This is a genomic window from Enterobacter sp. CPE_E863 (genome assembly GCF_046521465.1).
GTDB lineage: Bacteria > Pseudomonadota > Gammaproteobacteria > Enterobacterales > Enterobacteriaceae > Enterobacter > Enterobacter adelaidei.
Genome location: NZ_JBKFZX010000002.1, coordinates 15,275 through 38,773 on the forward strand (window position 1 = coordinate 15,275; position 23,499 = coordinate 38,773).

Sequence of the window (23,499 nt, forward strand, 5' to 3'; positions counted from 1 at the left end):
CTTGCTCCCATAATGCGAAATGTGCCTCCTGATACAGATTAACGTCATATTCCTGCGTGCCGGTCTGCCGACACCAGTGCACGGGCTTTTTTCGGTCATCACATTTCCGGGCAGGAGATTCTATCAGGGCGTGGTGTGACTGAGCAGCAACTGGGGCACTGTCAGCAGCTTGCAGATTTAACACCCTTAATCGCCAAACTGGGATTCTGTTCTGATGTTGACCTTCCGTTCTGGGCGGGCTTTGGTTTACTAACACTTACTTCCATAATACGAAATGTGCTTGATGATGCAGATTAAATTCACATTACTGCATACCGGTCTGCCGACACCGGTGCATGGGCGATTTCCGACGATCTCAAGAACATATGGGAGATTATATCAGGGAGAGTAGTATGCCTGAGCAGCATCTGAAGGCACTGTCAGCCGCTGTGAGATTTAACCCCCTTAATCGCCAAACTGGGGTTCTGTCCTCATGCTGGCCTTCAGTTCCGGGCTGGGTTGCTATCACTTGCTCACATAATGCGAAATGTACCTGCTGATACAGATTAACGTCATATTCCTATATGCCGGTCTGCCGACATCAGTGCTTGGGCTATTTTCGGTCAAAACAAGACCTGGCGAGAGATTTAATCAAGCGTGGTGTGACTGAGCAGCAGCTGGGGGCACTGTCATCCGCTTGCAAATTTAACCCCCTTAATCGCCAAACTTGGGTTCAGTCCTGATGTTGGCATTCCGTTCTGGGCGGCGTTGCTATCACTTGCTCCCATTATGCGAAAAGTGCCTGCTGATACAGATTAACGTCATATTCATGCATGCCGGTCTGCCGACACCAGTGCACGGGTTTTTTTCGGTCATTACAATACCGGGCAGGGGATTAAATCAGGGCGTGGTGTGACTGAGCAGCAGCTGGGACACTGTCAGCCGCTGGCAGATTTAACCCCCTTAATCTCCACACTGGGGTTGCCTCCTTAAGTTGGGTTTCATTTCGGGGTGAGGTTGCTAACTCTGCTCCCATAATTCGTAGTGTGCCTCCTCAAGAGATTAACACCTCATATCTTTAGACTGGACTGACGACAACGGTTCACAGTTAGGAAACGTATATCAGCACACCGGTGAGATAGATTTTAGGGTCTAAGCAAGAAATAGGGTAGGCGTGAAGATTCATTAATGGAGCTCTTAACTTCAAAGCGTAGAGAAGGAGACAAGAATCGTGGTTTAAACAGGTTGTGCATTAGGTATGGACTAGAGAGTCTGAGCTCACATCTGCAAGTTAAGCTCACAAAAAATCATAAAAAAGTAAACAAACATTAGCTTAAGATTGAAACTAAGGATAGAATTGTACGCATAACAAGGAAATGGACGCATTATACGTAAAGTTTACATATATGCGTAAAAGTCGGTTTTCAGTGCAAAAAGGTCATAACCATGAATTTACTTGAAAAGATCGCCCTCGTTGGTCAGCGCATGAAAAGCGAGCAGATTTCTCTAAAGGAATCTCTGATGGCTTCATCAAGAGTATCTGTTTCTGATGATAGTGTTGATGGTGTTGATAGACTGATCTATAACCACTGTTTGAATAAAAAAAATCTCTCTGATTTTTTTGGGAAGTCACGAGTAACGTTCAATAAAATACTTTCGGACTTAGAAGAAAAAGAACTTGTTGGTGCACCTATTTATCAAAACAAAAATCATCTTTACACCCGCTGGGATGTTCAAAAAATAATGGATGCCCTGGGTTATCCCAAGTACCGCGATCATTACTTTAGCAGAGCTATTGTTACTCAGAATCATAAAGGCGGTACAGGGAAAAGCACTACATCTGTAGCTTTAGCAGTAGCAGCTGCTTTAGATCTACAACTCAATGCACGTGTATTAATGATCGAATGGGACCCACAAGGTTCGATTGGAAGCAGCATGATTCAAAGTGTCTCAGAAGATGATGTCTTCCTTACAGCAATTGATGCAATCCTTGGAATTTATGAAGAAAATTCTGAGTATAAAAAATATTTAGATTCAGGATTCTCTGAAGAAGAAATCATCACTAATATGCCTTTTTCAACGCATCTGCCAAACTTGGACGTAATAACGGCTTTTCCGACAGATGCTCGTTTTAAAGATAAATACTGGCAATGTTCTAGAGAAGAACGTACGTCTTTGTTACTACGTTTCAAGGAAGTTATCTTACCGGTACTGAAGCAGAACTATGATTTGATTATTATAGACACTCCACCTGAAGATTCACCTTTGATCTGGGCTGCTGACGAAGCGGCCGATGGGATTCTTGTCGCAGTGTCACCACGTGAATATGATTACGCCTCTACTACAGACTTCATGCTTACAATAAGTGAAAGGTTTAAACAATCACCAAGTAAGGGCGACAATTTAAAATGGTTCAAAGTTCTTGCTGTCAATGTAGATGACAAAAGTCCATATGAAAGAATAGTTTTGGATAAATTAATCAGAACTGTTCAGGACCTTTTGATGTCCGCTAACATAAAAAATTCTGAAGCATTTAAGGCAGCTGCTTCCAAAGGGCGTACAGTGCTTGATATCAAAAAATCAGAGGAACTTTGTTCCGCAAAGCAGCTTGATGTCGCAGAAGAATCTGTATTACAGGTATATCAGCAATTTATAAATGAAATAAAAAGTTTTTCAGCTAAGCAAGGAGTTAACGCATGAGCGATGAGCAACATATCGGGAATGATAAATCTCGATATTTAAACGCACCAAAGCGGACAGAAGTCGGTCACCGTTCAGGTCTTGCGGGTTTGAAAACAGCACCTCGCATAAAAAAGTTATTCACTCTTCATAAGGGCCGGAGACTTGAAGCGGAACATGTGATTGTTCCAGCCCAGAGAGTGGAGAAGGAGACCTTAGTCCATCCAGCGAACCCACGAAATCAAGAAGCCCTTACAGATTATTCTGTTAGAGATATTCTTAAGCAGATTGAAGAAAGAGGGGTCGATACCGAAGGGATCGCTGTAAAAAGAGATGGGGTTTATTTATTAATAGAAGGAAGTCGCAGACGTTTCTGCTGTATAAAGGCAGAAAAGGATCTCCCCCTGTGGGTTCTTCCGGATGAACTAACCGAAGATGATATAAATTCAATTATATCCGCAGCACAAACATCTCGAAAATTTTCATATAGAGAAGTTGGGTTTCAATTTATCAAAAAAATGGAAGAAAAAGGATTTTCTACTAATGAAGAACTCGCAGCATATCTTGGGATTAGTCATGTATCGGTAGCCAAAAGAATCCAGGCGGCCCGTATTGACGAAACATTGATCTCTTTATTCCCGGATTATGAAGGAATCCCGAACTCCTATTATAGTCGCTTGTCTCGTTTACAGAAATATGTGCAAAAAAATCTATTTCCTTTAGATGAAGTAATAGATAATGTTAAAGAGGAAACAAAAGATTTAGACATTGGAGATCTCCAGGTTGCTCAAAAAGTTGTAATGGAAAAAATCACACAATCTGTGGAAAGTGTTTGTGAAAAAACTTATTCCACAAAATGGGAAACAAGTGATCTTATTACTTTTGATAACAAAGATAAGTATGCAAGAATCAGTAAAAACAATACTGGTAGAAAAATTCGCTTTGAATTCAATAGGATAAATGCGGGTTTTATTAAGGAACTAGAGGAGTTCATAAAAGAAAAATTAAAAGTACCAGAATAAATATTGAACTGCATCTTTATGATGCAGTTCATATGATTTATATTTTTAATTTCTTGTTATATTAATATGGGGTGTGCGCAGGTTCTGACATATAAGGTCTTAGTTCTATATGAACAGAAGCGCCATTCCCATCATTTACTACGTTTAAAGGTGCTTTTCCCGGCAATGACATAGTTGCAACGTCAGGTCCAGAAACAGCAAAATTATTTTCTGCTGAAGGCATTACTGTAAAAATCTTTATAGCAACATTTTCATGTCTAAATAATGAAATCCCAAAAGTAGAACCAGCTTCGGTATTGCTCACGTCCACAACCACAGGGGTTTTTCCTAGATATTCATTAGTTAGTATGTTTTTTACTAATGCCCCTTCCGGGACAGTATAGATACGGTATGGATATGCTAAAGCCGTGTGACAAAAACATATTAAAATAACAATTAATGTTTGTTTCATAGATTATCCTCATTCAAAAATAAAAGATATAACTCTTGAAAATCGTGGTTAGTAATTAGGTCCGCTTTTCCGGGAAAATCGTAACTAACAGAAAATAAAAGCGAAAGCGAATCTTTTCCTTTTGCTTTGGGAGAGATTCTGCTAAAAGCACGGTTAATAAACATAAGTTGATCTTCATTGTTGAAGCAAAGTCCAAGCATTCCAACCGTAGGAACTACGAATGTGCTTACGCTGCCTGGGGGCAAAAGTTGCTTACTACGGGCATTGTAAGCACAACGACTACCACCTAGCGTTAGGCCTGAAAGCTCAATAAAACTTCTGGTTCCATTCTTGGCGACAAGCCAAACATCAGTTCCTGAACTTTCGACACGTAAAGTAACTTTTCCGTCAGTAAAGGCCTCACTTTTATTGTATAGAATAGGGTCAAAACCAACTGTCGGGAGTTCTTCGATTTTACTTTCTACTGACTGACAACCAGTCAGTAATGCAAACAATAAAAGTGTGATAACTTTAATCATCCCGCTTCCTTAGATTGTTTTTGGCGCTCGTTATAAAAGATAATGATTCACCGGGGTAGAGAATTGTTTCTTTCGTCCAATAACCATAACCACCGAGGATATTTTTTCTTTTCTCAATATAAACGGGTTCAGAAAATACTAAATGTTGATATTTAGGAAGAGATAAGATTTCATATTTTCCTTGTCCAACTAAGAGGTAATTCTTCTCTTTAGGATTGATGGTTACTGGATTACCAACACTTTGAGGTATGTTAAGTTTTTTTATATTTAGGTCAGAATAGTCAGGAACGGACACTTGATCATTAGACGTATTTCCGGGAAGAGTAAACCCTTTACCCTGATCCGGTCCAAAGATGGCAATTATATCTTTGTTGTTTCTTGTGATCGAAACGATAGCCTGAAGGGGCGTATTAGCAAGGTCATTTATAAACGATATAGTTAGACTTGATTTTGGCTCGACCCAAACAATGCTTTTTCCGGATGTGCCTTCGCTTAATGCAATTTTTTCATTTAGTAAGATTTTATTTTTGGCAATGATATTATACTCAAGTTTTGGTATCACAATAAAAAGTGATTCTTTATTTGAAACATTCATGATTTCTAAGAAATTGGTTTTGGTCATGCTGGTCTTTAGAACAGGCCTATATTTACCATTTATAAACCACCTTCCGTTTATAAGCTCCGCTTTAGCAGATATAAGTGAATCACTTTTCTGTGCGGCAGAAGAAAAAGCATCTTTTCTATGCTCTTTCTCTTGATGTGGTGCAGCTGCTGCGTGAAGATGCAAAAGTAATGTTGAAATTGAGATAATCTTCCAATTTATCTTCATCTTGTTACCTCAATGTTGTTTTCAATCGAATCGAGTTCTAAAGGATAGGTTTTAAGTGAATAAAACTTGTTTGTTGTTTGTATTAGCTGATGACACAATAAAACTGGATTGTTCTTCATGATTATTTCTACTAATGTAAGTGCTGGTGAGTCAGTTTGCGGTATACCCGGAGCAACTATTACCTGGTCTTCTAATTTTGACATATAGAGTGATCCAGTATTTATATGCAAACAATTACCGATCAGTACTGGAAGATTGTTTTGAGTACGACCATGGGCTTTTCGAATGCTGTTTACAGGATTCCTACCTAGGACCATAAGGTTGACGTCATTTATCATCATTGGTATTACGGCATGGTCCATACCGAATAGAAACTGGCTCTGAAAAATATTCACATTGGCATAGTTGAATGCTTGAAGCGCATTATAAGTATCAGTGAATGATGTGCGGATAGGGGCGTAATCAGAAGGGCAAACCCCAATTTTTATATCGCCTTTTAGTAAAATCTGCATCATCGTACCAAGCTGGGTATTAAGAAGTTTTTTTACCTCTTCCTCTAAATAGTAACGATTCACAGCTTTATGCCACTTTCCGCCCATTACACACCATCTCTCATTGAGGTATGTGCTGGGGTAAAATGTTCTCCGGTCTTTGTTTAATGGTAACAATTTTTTTAACATTTCTTCTCCGGCTCCGGCAGCTGAGAAATGCCTCACAAAACGTCCATCGAAAAAGCCACTGTTTATCGCCTTCATCAATTCTATGGGTTCCGGCCCATAGTCAAACAAATTTCCAGTAGAGAAAATTACTATCTCTTCTTCTGGCTTTGTAACTGATTGGATCAAGTTGCACAGCGCAGAGTAATGTCCATGAGGATCTGCCAGAAAGAAAATCCTTCCGGAGAAGTTTGTAAGGTCTATAGTTTGGACGTGCTCAGCTGCCATAAATTCCTCTACGTATGTTTACATCGATGATACGGTATTTCGAACTATGATTTTTTTACAAAAAGGCGTCATTTTGGATTCTAAGCCTAAGGACCTTTGTTACTTACAGGTAAAGGCCCCAGTCCTGGCTCTCAAACAGTTCATACTTAGGATGCAAAGTAACTTTCTGATTATAATTGGCTCCTTTATAAACATGGTTAATACATGAATACAGGAAATTTAACGGTAAGGTATTTAAAATGGAAGGATGCTGAAATAACATAGACTTACGTATTTTTTTAATAGTGTTAATGTTGATAATAGGTCACCATTAATGTATAAAGTTAATATCTAATATGGTCCTATTAATAAAAGAGAGTTTTTATGGCTGAACTATTAAAATCTGAAAGTCCTGTTTCACCATCAGTGCAGGATATCACTGAAGCTTTAAAAATCGTTGTCGATGATGGAAGTAAAGCTGCAAAACTGGTTTGTCTTAATGAAAGAAACGAATTAGTTCCCTTGCTTACACAAAATAGTTTTGTTCCAGATTTCCGTGTTCGCCATGAGGGTCTCAATCCTTTTAACTATCTTATTGATGGGCTGGAAAGGTTTTCGCATCACAGCGAATCTAGTAACTCACTGGCATCGACTGATGTATCTCACCAATACGATGAAATTAGCCGGTTAAATGTTCACCATGCACTTCATGCTTCTGGTTTAGTTCCTCAGGATGTTCACCTCTTTGTTACTTTACCACTTAGCCAGTTCTATACTGCTTTAGGGGAAACGAATATTGAAAATATTCAGAGAAAAAAAGATAATCTGATGAAACCAGTAGAGCGTTATCTTGACGGTAAACGCTATTCTTTTAACGTTTTGTCTGTGACTGTTTTCCCTGAATCTTTACCAGCTGTGACCCGGGCAGATGAAATTGAGGATATTGCTTCATTTGAATCAAGTTTGGTAATTGATCTTGGTGGTACTACTCTTGATGTTGCAAGTATTACTGGGCAATTAGAACAGATTTCGAAAGTAAAAGGTTTTGACCGTATTGGTTGTTCTATTGTTTACGATGAGATCAGCAGGTATCTTGAATCTGAGAAACTGAATACGAGTAATGCTTACATTCATCATCTTGTTGATAATCGTCATGATAAATCAGCTTTGAAGGTTGCAGAGGACAAGCGTGACGGTGTTTTTGATGCGGTAAACTCTGCGGTACAGAAGTTGCAAAGTAAAGTAATCAGAGCGGTTACACAAGTCGAAGAGAGGCCTCATAATGTTTTCCTTGTTGGGGGAGGTTCATATCTCATCGAAACAGCTATTCGTAAACATTTTGAAACGGCTAAAGTTATCATGGTAGACAATCCGCAGTTCGCATTATCTTTGGCAATTGCTGATACTATTTATTCAGAATAATGAGCTAGAACATGGCTAAATACCCTATCTCAAATAAGGCAGATAACGACCGGATTCAGATCCGGTCTTTCTGGATATCCGAAAGAAAAGCACCCTATGTTTATAGTTTCTTGAAAAAAACAGAACTTTGTCATAGGGGTGACCAACTGGATTTAATTAGGTCGGCTATTAGTACCGGGTTGGTATTAAATAATTTATTTCCTGACTTGGCAAATTTTATAAATGGTTTAAACGAAAGATTAACACTTGCAGATCTTAATAGGTTTCTGAATGATGGAAATACTATAGATACTGAACCTAAGCCTCCTATTAATGTATTGCTAGAGAATGTCTTAGATCAAAAGTTTATGGAGTATTTAACACCTCTACAATTAGATAATTCAAAGCAGGATTCTGTTTCTGTAAAAGAAACCTTCCTTGTACAAAAGGAACATGCCTGCTTTGGTGTGAAGATTGAAAATGAGGGAAGCGATACCTCTATACCATCTGAAAGCCCACTTTCTTCAGGTGCATGGCTTTGTTGAATAAATCGAACTTTTGCTGAGTTGAAGGATCAGATCACGCATCTTCCCGACAACGCAGACCGTTCCGTGGCAAAGCAAAAGTTCAAAATCACCAACTGGCCCACCTACACAAAAAGCCCTCATCAACCGTGGCTCCATAACTTTCTGGCTGGATGATGAAGCTATTCAGGCCTGGTATGAGTCAGCAACACCTTCTTCACGAGGCAGACCTCAGCGCTATTCTGACCTTGCCATCACGACTGTGCTGGTCATTAAACGCGTATTCAGGCTGACCCTGCGCGCTGCGCAGGGCTTTATTGATTCCATTTTTCTCTGATGAACGTTCCGCTACGCTGCCCGGATTACAGCTGTGTCAGCAGGCGGGCAAAGTCGGTTAATGTCAGTTTCAAAACGTCCACCCGGGGTGAAATCGCACACCTGGTAATTGATTCCACCGGGCTGAAGGTCTTCGGTGAAGGCGAGTGGAAAGTCAAAAAGCATGGCCAGGAACGCCGCCGTATCTGGCGTAAGCTGCATCTCGCCGTTGACAGTAAAACACATGAAATCATCTGCGCTGACCTGTCGCTGAACAATGTTACGGACTCAGAGGCCTTCCCCGGGTTAATCCGGCAAACCCACCGGAAAATCAGGTCAGCCGCCGCCGATGGCGCTTACGATACCCGGCTATGTCACGATGAACTGCGGCGTAAGAAAATCAGCGCGCTTATCCCCCCCGAAAAGGTGCGGGTTACTGGCCCGGTGAATATGCAGACCGTAACCGTGCAGTGGCTAATCAGCGAATGACCGGGAGTAATGCGCGGTGGAAATGGACAACAGATTACAACCGTCGCTCGATAGCGGAAACGGCGATGTACCGGGTAAAACAGCTGTTCGGGGGTTCACTGACGCTGCGTGACTACGATGGTCAGGTTGCGGAGGCTATGGCCCTGGTACGAGCGCTGAACAAAATGACGAAAGCAGGTATGCCTGAAAGCGTGCGTATTGCCTGAAAACACAACCCGCTACGGGGAGACTTACCCGAAATCTGATTTATTCAACAAAGCCCAGGTGCATCCAAAATTTCAAAAGAAAAGTCCATTTCCTCTGTGGTGCCAGTGCTAGAAAAAGTATCGGATGAAAATCAAACCGCCTCCATAAGCATAAAATCTAAAGCTAAGGCAAACAAGCGACTAGCGACTTTGGCAAGATAGGTGAGAGACAGTACAATCGACTTCTGAGTTCAACTTGTCTTACCAGGAAAGCCAGCATACTTGCTGGCCTTTTTTTTGTTATAATAAACTCAGGCTTCAGCTGAATCTGTAAAATTACTGTTAATGAAACGGTATTTTAGGTTAATTTGGATGCTGTTACAGGAAGTGCGGATTTTTCCTAAATTTGTAAAAAACCTAAGAATTATCTTAATAAATCTGGTACTTAATTATTATTTTACGTAAAAAGTCTTTGTGGTTTAATGGTTATGTAAGGATTTTTTGATACCCTTATACCCGATGGACCTAAGGTCACTGACAACGATGTTCATGTAGAATCTTCGTTTCTGTAATCCCTTTTGTCCTTGTCCCAAATGATTGATTATTATAATAAAGGCTGATCGAATGCTATCTCGCAACTCACTAATACATGGTTTACGCCGAGACCAGTTAATCGGAGTTCTGACTATTTCAGAGTTTCCGGTAGTTATGGTAGAAAGCCACTTCATTCAGTCTGAGGTTATGGGAATAAAACCCGTAATTTTTAATATTGATGAGCTTCTTGTTTCTATATCCCCAATTTCCTCTCTTAAGTTCGATTGGGAGTGGGCCCCAGTTGATACAATACTCATTGAAGTTATCATTCCACCTGTAGAGTCAGACCTTGTAAGTGCAGAAAATGACTTCCTCCGTGATTCTGGTATTGGCCATATCCAGTGCGAGCCTGGCGGAGCATCAATACGACGTACAGTTACCTTCGTTGGTGGAATAACCGCTGATAACTTACTGTATCAGTTGAGGCTTATGTGCGTAAGCGCGTTAAAACTTTTAGGAGAGGAACTGGGGGATGAAGTCTAAGATTAGATATGTTTTATCTGGTTTTGTTGTGTTATGTGCATTTGCTGGAGTTTATAAAATCCTAAACAATGTTCCGGTTAAACCTGACCTTTTGGACTTCACTGGAAACACATTTAAAAAGACATCACTCTTCCTGCCATGTGATAAAAGCTCGCCTTCTTTAAACATTAAAATTGCTGATAACGAGAAAATCGTGATCAACGGCATCGCTTCAAAAGTAACTTTTGTTGAAAAGGCTGACCCCGTCAAAAGCCCTGGTTTTTGTGATGATCTTGATCTAAACAATTCTCGCCTTGTACATACGGCATCTTACAGCCTGGTGATTTCTGAAACCAAAACAGGATTTACACTATCAAATTTCAAGCATCTTGCCGATGATGAATCATTAGGCGGTATGTGGTTTTATCAAAAGTGACTTTTTATATGGCAACTTCAGACTTCGCTCTTAAAAACCATAATGTTAAAGCATTTGGTCAGGATGCAGCCCTTGTCATTGAGATGAACAATGAAGATGTTAGCTCATCAAAACCTTCACCTTTTTCAAATGAGATTGATAATTATTATCTTACATTGCACGTCGCTCCAAGGAACGCAAAAAAAGATTATGACTGGGGCTCAAACCGTTCTGTACTTCTAAAATTGTCGACGAATGAAGTTATGCAGATGGCATCTGTATTTCTTAGAATCATGCATACTTTAAAGATTGATAAGAGGAAAACCTCACATCATGGCCACGTCGTATACAAAAATATAAGCGTTACCCCAAACGAGAGGGGCGGTTTGTTGTTATCCGCAGGGATAGTTCCAGTCGATAAAGATGGCTTAAAACCCTTCATGCACATGGTCCCCGTCTCACAAATGGATTGCGTTAAAATTGGCCTCTACATACTTGGATATCTTGCTCAAAAAACGCCCTGGGTAAGCTCCGAGTCTATAATTACCGCGCTTCGCTTATCTGAAGCCAAGAATTCAAAATAGCGCATTAACATACGGAATATACGGAAAAATACAGGTTTTTTTAAATGTTATACGAACGGATATTTCTGTTTTTCATCGTAAAGTGAGTTTAATTTTGCTCAGAAAAACAGGTATTCGTCATGAGAAAATCAGGTTTAGGTTTAGCCCTGTTGTTTTCTTTAATTGCTCCGATTAAAGCGGTCTATGCTGAAGCGATTATGATTTCAGGAAAGCTACAGGCTGATTTGCCAGCCGTATCCTTTGACCCGGGGCCGGGCGACTTTGTTGCATACGTTAATTCTAACACTATCACTGCCTCAGGTGCAGGCACAGCCTGTAATGTAACGGTTGATGATCGAGCGACTTCCTCTGTTGATAACCTCGTTTGTTTTTTTGAGTGGTTACCCAATACCTTGGGATTAACTTCTAACGGCTTCACTCTTTCAGGCGTTCCCAACACCACCGGTGATTTAAAACTACCTTACAAGATTTCTTACTTCTCTGGTTCTGAACGGAAAAAAGTTGAAATAGTAAAAGGTGAATATTCAATCAAAAGTGTGGCACCGGTAAAACCAACTATCACCGGTCTTAAATCATCCCTGAACGGATTAGTCTATGACGGCTTTTCTTTCAAATCGTATTTAAAGGATGAAGCGATCAAAGATATCGCTGTTTCTGTTGAACCCCGCAATTATATTCAATACATCTCAATAGGTTCAGGCTCCGCCTGTGAAGTACCTATTGGCGGAACTTCCTGTACCATTGAAGTTGGAAGCATTAAGGCCAGTGATACAGATGAACTTTTGGGTTCACGTGATATCACAATTACAGCAAACTCTAAGAATAATTATTTCGCACCTCCTGAATCCAAAAAGCTTGTTGTTAACTGGGATTATCGGCCTCCTGTAGTAGACCATACACTTTGGAATTTTACCGATGAGGCTAAAACAATCAAAGTAGGTGGCCAGGACATCTATACCGGAGCCAAAACCGTTGCTGTGGCCGTTAAGGTACCCCAGCAAGAAACAGAAGGTGAATGGTGGCTCCCAACAGCTATGTCGCTCACTATGACTCCGGATGGCGTGTTTAAGCCGACGACTAAAGTGACTTTAGATGATGGCACTGAGATTGATTTCAAACAGTCCTGGGCAACCCCTTTACGTAGAACTTTACAGCCGGTAAGTGGACCTCAAAAAGTCGGTGATGAGTACCTCTATATCTTTGACTTAACGGATCTTATAAACGGGTCCTACGCAGCGACTTTTACAGTAGAAAATACGAGCAAAAACTCTTCTACGTACACTGAGCCTGAAAGCAAACTGATGCTGTCTGATAACCCAACGCTTATGGTTCTCAAAGATGGGCAGGTATTAACTAAACGAGCACCCGTATACTTCCTGAACGAGATTATCGTTGCAGCTTTCCAGGGGCAGGCTGGGGTTGCTGACATAAAATCAGTAACAATAGACAACAAAGTAGTTTCGTTAACACCTACAAATTATAAAGGTATTTACTACCTGCCGGTTGGAGACGATTTAGCAGTTAATTCGGATCACGAGATTACTGTGGTGGCTGAAAACCTTTATGGAAAAAACGTAAATTTCAGTACCGTGTTCACTTATCAACCTACTGGATTCACTCTTAAGAATCTGGAAAAAAACGTAACTCTTTACTCGCGCGTACGTCAGTATACGGACCTGCTTAGTCAAACAGCTGGTGATAAATGCACTCTGTTTACCACAGAGGAAAATGCGAATGCTTACCTCGCCTGGTATGGGGAAAAATCAGATGTTACAGCATGCTACCCTCAGTGGAACAATGTCCCTGATGGGTTGGAGTTCTATTTTAAAGGACGTACCCCGGGTCTAACTGGATTCTTTAATAAAACAGGTGAGAATCTGCTCGACTATCAAGTCTATATGATTAACGGGAAGGGCTCTAAAGCGGTTTCCGCAAGGAATCGCCGTACTCTGACCACACAATTACCATACAACCCGATCATCTCTTACAAAAAGAATAAAGTCATAGCAGGCATCAATCCGAACACTGCTCTGGCTTATACGACCGGGGGGGAGGCCGCTCGAATATTAGCGAAGGTGGTACCAGCTGACGTTACGATGATCGTCTCTCAAAACGGCTCTGAGGCTGTCAAAACGTCATTTAAAAATCGTTCCTCAAACAACGATGCAACGACCTTTGTACAAAGGGTCAAGGTTGCTGCTGCACCATTGTGGACAAAGAACGTCTTTGACATAGCTGTAGAATACTCAAAGGATCCAGAATTAAGAACTACAGACACCCTCAACGTATATACGGTGCCTGATTTCAATATTCGAGCATCGATGGAAGTGGATGACAAAAAAACAGCCACATCTCTTGAAGTGCCCTTAAAGGTAACAGTGGGGCGTTATAACAACTCCACACGTAAAAGTGCATTTGACCGTAAAACAATGGGAGAATGGGACGTCACGATATACTCTCAAAAAAGTGTATACGGCAAAGATCCAGAAACAGGCCGTTATAAAACTACATACGAAAGAACTGCGCTGACTGAAGCATTGCCGGTCAATGATGCGGGCATTGTCGAAACCAAGATTAAAATTGAAAATATGGATCTGGGTAATATGCGTCTGGTTGGTGTGGCTAAGGTCAGATCGCCATTCTCTGATTTTGAAATGAAACGTGAGACCAGTGCTGTAGGCATTCGAATCTATAAAGGTGAGGAACTGGAGGGTAACCTGTCGAAAAGCCTTATTATCGGAAGGATCCCACTTAGTACTCTGGTAAGCTTCAAATCTGCCAGTACGGCTAACTCTGATGCACTCGCCCCCACCGAATGGCAGCAGTCCTCTGATAATGGTCAAACCTGGACCATGCTTTCCGACATGACCGGAAAGAGAAGTGTAAGTATCAAAAAGACAGAAGTAGGAAAGTGGCTTTATAGGGCAAAAATGACTAATAAATTCACATCCAAGATTTCCTACACAGATGCCTTAACGGTAGTTACCTACAAGCAGCCTAAGCTCAGTATAGATGTTACAGACATTCTTCAGGGCTCAGATATACCTGTAACCCTGCTTGATAACGATGAACCTATACCAGCAGGCACCGCTGAGGTTCTCTGGTCAGAGGATAAAGTCAACTGGGTGCAGGGAGATACAACTTACACTGTGGCTTCAGCTGATACCCTACCGTCTACGATTTATGCCCGGATGCGTTACCTTGATTCCGATGAACTGGCAGAGGAGTCTTCATGGAAGGAAACGTCTGCTCGGTTGGCAGCCGCAAAACCCAAGCGCCTTTCTGTCTCGGTAACGGGGGTTTCAAAGGTAGAGGTTGGTCAAAAAGTTACTTTGGAAGGTAAGTTCACGAACCCTAACAGTAAGTACCAGAATGGTAATAACGTAGTTGAAGAATGGAAAACACCGGATGGCCAGACATTTAAGGGCTCTTCACTGTCTGTTACCCTTACTGAGCAAATGTTGGATAAACAGGGATATGCTGCTTTTGAATACAGTGCATGGTTAGCGGACAATAAGGAGAATACGGTTTCTACCCGTAGAGTTTCTGTCAAATCGTGGGTTTATAAATTTCCCGAGATGAAAATAAGCTCCAAACTTAAATACGACATGGCACCGACCACCCTACGCGTTGCGTTGAGCGGTATTAAGGATGGAGACTATCCTGGTGTTACTTATTCCCGTGAATGGATCTACGACAAAGAGAATCTGGTAATCACTAAAGATGAAGGTGACACCAAAGAATTTACAATTGAAAATCCTGGCAAATATACATTGATGGTTGTTTTCAAAGATAACCGAAACAATGAACAGCGTATCGAAAATACCTTTGTTGTCGATGAACAAACGCCAATGAACGTTGAGATGACACCCAAGTTCTCTAACAAATATATGAGAGCTCCACTCGATGTAACCTTAAGGTCAAACATCAAGCTATCTCATTCGGCGGACTCGATAGATACGGTCACATACAAGGTGAACGGTGAAGTAATACCCAGCGGCAAAAATTATTGGGCTCAACTGATCTCGGGTTTAAAAGAAAAGAAATACGAGATTACAATTGATGTTGTTAGTAAACTTGGACAGAGAGGTTCAGCATCTGTTGAGTTTGATGTCGTTAAAAACGCAGTGCCTAATTGTACATTGAGCTACACGGAAACCAACCTAAGCTGGAGCTTTACCAATAAATGTGATGATACTGATGGAAAAATGGTTAGATATGAATGGTTCATCAACGGCGAATTAAGGAACGTTTTCGGTAGTACGGCTACACTTTCTAAAAACCTTAACCGTGGTAAGCAGGACATAAAAGTAATTGCTTATGATGATAGTGGAGACTTTGCAACACAGCACGTGACAGTTTTCGGACCGGCTGAAGAGGCAAGTAAGTCTGAAAACACTGTATCAATACCAAGCAGTGAGTAGTTAATTTTTAAATATAAAGCCGGGACATTATGTCCCGGCTTTTTTATACCCAATAATTGGACCTTTGAAAAATTAATGTCGGAAAGTAACTTTGCTCCAAAGGCATCTTTCATGGCCGCTAACAAAGCTGCGTATACATGCTGAGGAATTAACATTCTTATAGGTGAATATTAGGTTAGTTTGCAGACTTCCGAGCGTTGAAAAACATGGATAATAGTTACTTGGATAGAGGTGCATCTGCCTAGTAAAAATATTCTTCAGTGCCAGTGAGAAAAATATGAGCGACTACATACCTAAAAAGAGAGGGCTGCTTATACTGGATTGGTATGTCCCCCTTAATATTTTATTGCTGATTCTCGTTATGTGTGTCTTTTTCACCCGTTATACATTTGGATACGGTTTATTGAATGGGTGCCTGCCTGCTGATTTTTATATGATTGATCATTCGGATAAAAGTATTAAAACTGGTGAACTCATAGCATTTAACATGCCGAAATCGGTACGTTTTATCCCAGAAAATGAACGAGTCATAAAAATTGTTGCCGGTGTGGGCGGTGACAAACTTAAAGTAACAATGGATGGGGTTTATAACGGGGACAAATTTTTTGAAGCTAATGCACGTCGTATTTCGAAGAAATACAATATTCCGTCCATTTTGATTGAAAAAGAATTGATAATTCCTGAAGGCGAAGTTTTCCTAATTGGGCAAACCGATCACTCATGGGATTCCCGTTTTTGGGGAACAGTAAAGCTGAATTCAGTAATTGGGAAAACATATGCGATCTTTTAATGTAAATAAAAAATATTTACCAATACTTCCTGGACTTGCGTTATGTGCAGTTTTAAGTAATACAAATGCAAGCACTGAGTATCAACATGATGCTGACCTAATCGCTCAGCAAGCAAAAGGGCTTGGGGCACAGGCTAAAGGTGCACAGCAGCCAGATGGGGCTCTTAGCCTTGATGCTACGCTAAAATCACCAGATGTGCAGAAGTACATAGCGCAAGCTGAAGCACTCCAAAAAAACCAGGACCTGAGCAAGCAAATAAACCGTGGTTACGTCCCCGGTATGAATGCGGATAGTGTTCAAGCAGTTATAGACCATACCCAGGCTATCAGGGCCCAAAGTAATAACTCTGAAGCTGTCAACGATATAATTAGAAGACGTGATGAAATTCAAGAAAACGCCAGCCTTAATGAAGCGGCTCTGAAAGCTGTGGAAAATAAGCCGGAAGTCATGCGAGGACAATCTAAAAATATCGAAAAATTGTTTGGTTCCTCGGGCATCACAGCTGCTGACTTCGAAAGAAAAATGGATAGCACACGTGAAGAAGCACTATCAACTGAAAATGGAATAACGATCTTTGCTTCATTTAGCTTGCCGGATTATGTACTGGAAGACCTTCTACGTACGGCCTCAGAGCATAAAGCTCGTGTAGTTTTCAATGGTCTAAAGAAAGGAACTACTCGGCTACCAGAGACACAGGCAGCAATAAACCAAATGATTGTCAAAGGAAAATTTGAATCTCCTTTGATTACAATTGATCCTGATAGCTTCAGTCAGTATCAAGTAACTCAAGTACCGACAATTATTTCTAGGGAGCAAGCTCGTTTTGCAAAAATGGTAGGCTCCTTCAACGTTGAGTTTTTTCAGCGAGAACTTGCTAAAAAACCCGATCAGGATATTTTCCCGGTTGCTGGTACCACTTATCCCGTTGAAGAAAAGAGCATCATTAAAGAACTGGAAGAACGTGCACAAAAATATGACTGGGAAGGTGCAAAAAAAAGGGCCGTTTCTGACACATGGAAAAATCAATGGATGGTCGACCTCCCTCCTGCCCAGGAACACAAAGAATTTTTAATTGACCCTACAGTGAGGGTCACTCAGGACGTAAAAGATAAGCAGGGCCGTGTAATAGCTTCCGCCGGTGAGTTGATTAATCCACTTTCGAGATTTCCTCAAAACCTGACGATGATAATTTTCGATCCACTCAATCCGGGCCAGCTGGTATGGGCTGAGCAGCAGTATCGACAACGTCTGGGTAGTGGAAAAGTAATGCCAATGTTTACCCGTATCCAAAAAGATAATGGATGGGATCACCTAAATGATTTACGTGAAAAATTTAACGGTAAGGTGTTTAAAGTTAACGAACAGATCATCTCACGCTTTCAGATTAAAAACACACCTGCGCTTATAACTACTGACCAAGATAAATTCCGGATCACCCTGTTTAGCGAGGCAGAAGTCCGTGGTATCGGAGCCCCAAATCTTTCAGAGGAAAAATAAGATGAAACTCGGATTTATTATAGGCGCTCTCTTTGCAACATGGCTGACGCTAAATTATCCGGACCAGATGAGAAGTTATTTTACCAAAGCCGTCGACTATATCGAAAGTGTTGCAACATTTATTACATCCAAGTGAGCATGATGGTGAAAAAATTCAAAAAGTTACTTTTAGAGTTCATTGTAGCAGTTATGCTTTCGCTTTCTATACCGGGTATGGCTATGGCAGCAGATGCTGGAGTCCCTGGGGCTATGTGTCAGTCAGCTGGAGTGTGGCAGGGCTTGATTAAGAATATCTGTTGGAGCTGCATTTTTCCCATGAGGATAATGGGCATAGGGGCAGCTCCAGAAGGCGCTGCTCCTTCACGTCCGGGTTGCTACTGCACAGATCAGAACGGCGTACCGGAAATAGGTTGGCAATTGAGCTTCTTTCAGCCGGTGAAGATTGTTGAAGTTGTAAAGAGCCCCTGGTGCAGCCCCTTTCTTGAAGGCACGATGCTTCAAAAATCGCAGTTTGATATTGGTAAAAGCAACACAAATCAGCCAATGACAGCAACTGAAGCCGGATTTTACGATGTTCATCTTTGGGAGTTCCCAATCATGACAATGCTCAAATTACTGATTATTGGCGAGTGCACTGCTGAACCCTATATAGATGCCAGCCTGACCTATATAAGCGAAGTGGACCCTATGTGGGAAAGTGATCTGCTTACACTCGTCCTGAATCCAGAGGCAGTAGTTTTTGCAAACCCAATTGCCTCAATGGTGTGCGCTGCTGACTGTGTAGCAGTAACAGCAGGAAAGGATAATCTCGCTGCATACTTTTGTGCCGGATGCGATGGCAACCTTTATCCATTAACCGGCCACATTTACGCAAATGATGACGCTGTAAGGACGAGTTCACTGATAACCCAGCGTCTTCTGACTAAACTACATCGCCAGGGAATGCTGATGCGAACGATGGGAGCAGACGCAATGTGTGAGAAAACGTGGGAATACTTTACACCTCGTTCCCAGTATCGGCTTTCAATGCTTTTCCCAACTCCTGAGGCGAAAGGGCCGGATTGCTGTCATCGTCTTGGTGATTCGGTACATGACTGGTCAACCCTTAAAGGTGGGCGCAAAAAAATAGGCAATGATAATTATGTCTATATGTTGTGGCGTTACAATGACTGTTGCGTCAGATATATACCAGGCGCTTGATTTCTAAGGGTAAAAATAATGAAACTTAGAAAAACGATAGCTTCAACTATTATTGCATCAATGATTGCCAATACTATGAGTTGGGCTTTTTATATCTCTCTCATAAATATGGTAATGACTCCTCGTATTTATGCGGCAGACGCTATATTTGACCAGCTCGAAAGTAACTTTAATCTTGCTAATCCTAACGCAAATCGCAATGCGACAACCAGTGCTCAGGACATTGTTGAGAAGTACAAGAATGCGGATTCAGGCGAGAATGTCAGTGGGAAGATCACCGAGAAATACGTGGGTAAAGCCGAATCCGCTAATCTTAATCTCGGAAAGTATGGGGCAGGGAACTCAAATGAAAGTGTCATGAAAAATGCCGCATCCGATGGAAAGTCCATTGGTAGCGCCGTACAACTGCCGAGTATGTCTGGAGGGACAATCAATTCAAACTATACCAAGGAAGGGGCAAAGCTGCTCTCTCGGGATGCTAATGGCAACATTGGTATAAGCAGTAATCCCAATACTACTCCTGGAACCAAAACAAATACCGGAGAGATTTTCAGCTCAGAGCAAAAGCACAGCGATATTAAGTTCAATGCCGCAGATCGTTATGGGGATGAGGATGGCTTTGTAAACGATATAAAGAATCGGAAAAGCCAGTTATTTGATGCTCAAAGTTATGATGGCGTTGCCTACCGCACCCTCGTAAATGCTAACAAGGACAACCCGGCATCATCTATAAAGCCTAACGATCCCATGTTTACTGCGGGGAGAAATGAGATAACAAATGCTGTTGCTGGTACTGGAAACTGGCTTCAGAACTGTAATGTTGAGACCTCTAAAAAAACAGTAACCACACACTATCCTGATTACAAAGAGTTCTACTGTAACTCGCCTAAGCAAGATAACTTCAGCAGCTGCACGATAACCCGTGATTTTTCAGTCCCTGTTTACATTTCAGGCGGAAACGGAGACATGTCGATGTGCGGCGATAATTGTGTGCGTATATGGTTTGGTCGCCGTGATGACAACTACTGGAGTGACGGGGTATATGATAACGAACTGACATTAAAATTCCATCCGGATGCAAAATTGGCCTCAGCAAAGATTGTTAACGCGGAGTGGGATGACCACATGCGGGTAACACTTGATGGCACGCAGATTTTTGCTCACATAGATGGTGCATATCGAGAAAGTGACTATCCGGCTCCTAAGGGATCTTGGGAGTTAAAAAAATCGTGGAAACTCGACAAGGTTTACGATGTGACTGATAAGGTCAGAAAATCGGTGTATGAGGAGCCTGATCGAGAAGTGACAATGGCATCCAGAGTATGGGTTGGTGGGAAGGGTGAAGGGTATTTTGAGGTTGAGCTGACTTTTGAAAATATGAAGCTCGAAGATAAGCACGTCCAGGAACCAGCTGGTTGTTACGATGCTGTACAAGCTCCGAATACATTCTGCCGTTTCGATCGGTTTAAAGATATGGATGTTGGCACAAAACGGCTTCCGGAAAGCGTGCTTTCATTGGCAAAGCCTCTGTATGAAGGTGATAAAGGATTTCTTACCTGGAAGACAAACCTTGAAGGCTACTTTTGTGATCCATTGGCCAAAGACAAAATTTGCTCTTATGACGCTAGTGGAAAAATTATGAAAGACGCTAATGGAAAGGACCTCTGTTACAACTATGAAGAAATAAAGAGTATGCCTGATGCATGTAGTGCTTATAAAAATGATGCAGCATGTGTACTCGATAAACAAACATGTGCAGAGGGTTGGTTCGATGAGGGCACTAACAGTTGCTACATGTATGAACAGAAATACACCTGTGACAGAGGGAAGGATGTAGTTCGGGAGGTTGAATCTTCTACAAATGCCTGTGTTGGCATGATCCCATGTTCAGGTGGAACATGCGAAACTGGGCCAAAGGAAGAGAACAACGATTTTGGAAAAGTTGCGGCTTATTCAAACATGGTTCAGTACATGCAGGGCGAAGCCAAATGCGAAGACCCTAACGATGCCAATTCATGTTCCGTCTTTGAAGGAAAACCTGAATGGTGTGGTCGTTCAGTAGGCTTTGTAAATGGCCTGGCAAAGACGGACTGCTGCGAAGCACCACAGGGAACCGCAGGAGCACTTGAAGGTATCATGCTTGCCGGATCTATGATCAGAAACACAAACTGGACCAGAGTTAATGCTCAGCTAATAAAATGGACCGGCGGTGATACAGGTACATGGGCTTCTATGTCTAATGCGGTCGGAGAGTGGACTGCATCAGCTGGTAAAACAGTAGGGCAAATGTGGAACAACGTCACGAGCTCCTTAACGAGCGTATATGAAAACGTCGCTGGTAATCTAAGCAGGGCAGTTGGGTCTTCCGCAACTTCTGGAGGGGCAGGAGGTGCTGGCCAGTTGGCACAGGAAACAATGTCCAGCTTCGGTATAGGTCAGCTTAAGCAGATGGCAATGAAGAAAGCCTACGAATTGCTACCAGATACAGTTCGTGACTTTGTCTTTAAGAACGTTGCTACTACCGGAGGAGAGGTTGTCTTCTCGGCTGCGGTTCAAAACTTTATGCTTGCATTAAACGTGATCGGTTGGATTTATACAGCCTATCAGGTCACTAAAATGCTTTTAGAAATGTTGGTAGCATGCGACCAGAAAGAGATGGAAGCTTCTATTCATAAGAATCAAAAATCCTGTTTTACATTAGATACGGAACGATGCGTCAAATATCTGAATGTTGGTTTCACAAAGAAATGCGTTAAAAAAGCAACAGACATGTGCTGTTATAATTCCATGTTGTCACGCGTTATTATGCAACAAGCTTATCCGCAATTAGGAATAGACCCTGTCGCCTCTAATTGCGTGGGGCTATCAATAAAGCAAATACAGCAACTGGATTTCGATAAAATTGATCTGACGGAGTGGATTAATGATGCAGTTCAGGTAGGAGAAGTTCCTGATCAATATTCAAAATTCTCCGAAGAATCAATTGTGGAAAACTTACCATTCCAGAATGAGAACTATCAACTTCCATCAGAACGTACCAAGGAAGCAATGGGCGGTGAAGAAAATATGATAAAGGCCAGACAAGAAAATGCTCAGGCTATAAAAGAGGAAAATGTAGATTGTAGCTATTTACCTCGACCGGCCATATGTGAGGTAGGTTCAACTACGCTGGATCCGGTTACGGGCAAGCAGTTGCCGAAATATTGAAGAAGGGGCCGTTAGGCCCCTTTTTTAATTACTTGGCTTTCAATGTTTTTTCTGGGAAGCCTTTTTTACCGTATTCACCGGTAAAGAGGTAATAATCTTTTCCGTTGATGGAGGCTGCAACACCCCCTGGAGTTGTTGTATTTGGGCTATCAGAACGGAAAATGATACCCGAAAAATCAGCGCTTGTTTCGTTTCCTTTAAATGGGATGAACACATAACGAATTACAGCGTAATCACCAGCGGGAAGGTTTAGCTCAGGAATTTCGGTTCCTGTTGCGGGGCGAATCGCCTGAAAGCTGTACATTGAATCTGTAGGGAAAACATCAGCATCAGGCTTAGAGGGCAGATCACAGGTACTCCATTTATTGACGACTGCCATATCAATTTTACATGTGGCCAGAGCTGCTTTCTGTTTTTCAGGGTTGTATCCAAATGAGGCCTGAGTTGCTTTTGTATGCTCAAAAACATACTTAGCTCCCTCACGTACCAAACTTTCATCATTGTAAGGCAATTTTTTTGGATTGGGGACGAACACTAGGTATTGATTGACCTGGATGTATTCGGCGTCAGAAGAACTGTACAAAGAGCTGAGGCTCATGATCCCAAAACCTTTTAGACCGCCTGTTACGTAGCCCATCGAACTATTGATGAGATACTTAGAAAGAAAGTTGTCGGCATCCCCTCCAGGAGTAACCTCTTGCTCCTTAAAATTAACGTCGAAACCAGCAAACGAATAGGCATTCTTGGCGACAGAATCATTTGCATTAGCATGCCAGTACTGGCCGTGACTGTACGCATTCAGAGCGGTGCCTGGCGTAGTGCCGGTGTCACCGGCACAACCCGATAGGGAAAAACCAATGACGACAGAAGAGACCAGAGATACTAAACGTAAAAGTTTCATTTAAAGCCCTTTTTGTAATGTCTTTTGGAGATGGAACCATTATTCCATAGTCACGCGTTTCACAAACAACCTGATTGCATAAAAAAGGAAAAAAAGTGATTTCCAGTAG

Annotated in this window: 18 protein-coding genes and 1 pseudogene; 14 read left to right on the forward strand and 5 right to left on the reverse strand. The window is 41.7% G+C overall.

From position 1 onward, the window contains the following. Window positions 1-135 precede the first annotated feature (135 nt). From ACLHV8_RS22295 to ACLHV8_RS22305, 3 genes are all read left to right on the forward strand, one after another. A complete protein-coding gene (locus ACLHV8_RS22295) occupies window positions 136-297 on the forward strand; it encodes a hypothetical protein (RefSeq protein WP_001371949.1) in 162 nt (53 codons plus the stop codon). Window positions 298-1,425: 1,128 nt separating this feature from the next. Next, window positions 1,426-2,679, forward strand: a complete 1,254-nt coding sequence (locus ACLHV8_RS22300; protein ID WP_001050364.1) for a ParA family protein — start codon at window positions 1,426-1,428, stop codon at window positions 2,677-2,679. Further along, window positions 2,676-3,680, forward strand: coding sequence for a ParB family protein (locus ACLHV8_RS22305; RefSeq protein ID WP_031942295.1), 1,005 nt, complete (start codon window positions 2,676-2,678; stop codon window positions 3,678-3,680). The genes ACLHV8_RS22300 and ACLHV8_RS22305 overlap by 4 nt, the downstream gene beginning before the upstream one ends. 61 nt (window positions 3,681-3,741) lie before the next feature. On the opposite strand, the gene ACLHV8_RS22310 is transcribed toward ACLHV8_RS22305, so the two are convergent. Genes ACLHV8_RS22310 through ACLHV8_RS22325 form a run of 4 tightly spaced genes read right to left on the reverse strand, consistent with a single transcriptional unit; the run spans window position 3,742 to window position 6,422 of the window. Further along, entirely contained in the window at window positions 3,742-4,131 is a 390-nt protein-coding gene (locus ACLHV8_RS22310) for a hypothetical protein (protein ID WP_000815011.1), read from the reverse strand. Then, complete coding sequence (locus ACLHV8_RS22315) at window positions 4,128-4,649, reverse strand: hypothetical protein (protein ID WP_000598517.1); 522 nt, start codon at window positions 4,647-4,649, stop codon at window positions 4,128-4,130. Before ACLHV8_RS22315 ends, ACLHV8_RS22310 begins: the two co-directional genes overlap by 4 nt. Continuing rightward, window positions 4,642-5,478, reverse strand: a complete 837-nt coding sequence (locus ACLHV8_RS22320) for a hypothetical protein (RefSeq protein ID WP_000700976.1) — start codon at window positions 5,476-5,478, stop codon at window positions 4,642-4,644. Before ACLHV8_RS22320 ends, ACLHV8_RS22315 begins: the two co-directional genes overlap by 8 nt. Next, window positions 5,475-6,422 (reverse strand): metallophosphoesterase, encoded by a 948-nt coding sequence (locus ACLHV8_RS22325; RefSeq protein ID WP_000718595.1) that lies wholly within the window; start codon window positions 6,420-6,422, stop codon window positions 5,475-5,477. Before ACLHV8_RS22325 ends, ACLHV8_RS22320 begins: the two co-directional genes overlap by 4 nt. Window positions 6,423-6,785: 363 nt before the next feature. On the opposite strand from ACLHV8_RS22325, the gene parM reads away from it, so the two are divergent. From parM to trhN, 11 genes and pseudogenes are all read left to right on the forward strand, one after another. Beyond that, entirely contained in the window at window positions 6,786-7,823 is a 1,038-nt protein-coding gene (gene parM, locus ACLHV8_RS22330) for a plasmid segregation protein ParM domain-containing protein (protein WP_103488154.1), read from the forward strand. 11 nt (window positions 7,824-7,834) lie between these two features. Continuing rightward, complete coding sequence (locus tag ACLHV8_RS22335; RefSeq protein ID WP_031942296.1) at window positions 7,835-8,347, forward strand: hypothetical protein; 513 nt, start codon at window positions 7,835-7,837, stop codon at window positions 8,345-8,347. Window positions 8,348-8,368: 21 nt separating this feature from the next. After that, window positions 8,369-9,336, forward strand: a pseudogene (locus ACLHV8_RS22340) (IS5-like element IS903B family transposase). Window positions 9,337-9,939: 603 nt separating this feature from the next. Continuing rightward, window positions 9,940-10,392, forward strand: coding sequence for a H transfer determinant A (hdtA, locus tag ACLHV8_RS22345; RefSeq protein WP_000952689.1), 453 nt, complete (start codon window positions 9,940-9,942; stop codon window positions 10,390-10,392). Further along, a complete protein-coding gene (locus ACLHV8_RS22350) occupies window positions 10,382-10,807 on the forward strand; it encodes a hypothetical protein (RefSeq protein ID WP_000836981.1) in 426 nt (141 codons plus the stop codon). The genes hdtA and ACLHV8_RS22350 overlap by 11 nt, the downstream gene beginning before the upstream one ends. 8 nt (window positions 10,808-10,815) lie before the next feature. Then, complete coding sequence (locus ACLHV8_RS22355) at window positions 10,816-11,370, forward strand: plasmid transfer protein (RefSeq protein ID WP_000235773.1); 555 nt, start codon at window positions 10,816-10,818, stop codon at window positions 11,368-11,370. Window positions 11,371-11,489: 119 nt separating this feature from the next. Next, a complete protein-coding gene (rsp, locus tag ACLHV8_RS22360) occupies window positions 11,490-15,794 on the forward strand; it encodes an IncHI-type conjugal transfer protein RSP (protein WP_001232109.1) in 4,305 nt (1,434 codons plus the stop codon). Window positions 15,795-16,071: 277 nt separating this feature from the next. Next, complete coding sequence (trhF, locus tag ACLHV8_RS22365; protein WP_001286760.1) at window positions 16,072-16,584, forward strand: IncHI-type conjugal transfer protein TrhF; 513 nt, start codon at window positions 16,072-16,074, stop codon at window positions 16,582-16,584. Next, window positions 16,571-18,082, forward strand: coding sequence for a TrbC family F-type conjugative pilus assembly protein (locus tag ACLHV8_RS22370; protein ID WP_001256132.1), 1,512 nt, complete (start codon window positions 16,571-16,573; stop codon window positions 18,080-18,082). Before trhF ends, ACLHV8_RS22370 begins: the two co-directional genes overlap by 14 nt. A gap of 144 nt (window positions 18,083-18,226) precedes the next feature. Next, the gene (gene trhU, locus ACLHV8_RS22375; RefSeq protein ID WP_181231580.1) at window positions 18,227-19,282 is read left to right on the forward strand and encodes an IncHI-type conjugal transfer protein TrhU; all 1,056 of its coding nucleotides are present in this window, start codon (window positions 18,227-18,229) and stop codon (window positions 19,280-19,282) included. A gap of 18 nt (window positions 19,283-19,300) precedes the next feature. Beyond that, the gene (gene trhN / locus ACLHV8_RS22380; protein ID WP_000776701.1) at window positions 19,301-22,489 is read left to right on the forward strand and encodes an IncHI-type conjugal transfer protein TrhN; all 3,189 of its coding nucleotides are present in this window, start codon (window positions 19,301-19,303) and stop codon (window positions 22,487-22,489) included. 28 nt (window positions 22,490-22,517) lie between these two features. Here trhN and ACLHV8_RS22385 read toward each other — a convergent pair whose 3' ends face one another. After that, a complete protein-coding gene (locus ACLHV8_RS22385) occupies window positions 22,518-23,390 on the reverse strand; it encodes a hypothetical protein (RefSeq protein WP_000771834.1) in 873 nt (290 codons plus the stop codon). Window positions 23,391-23,499 lie beyond the last annotated feature (109 nt).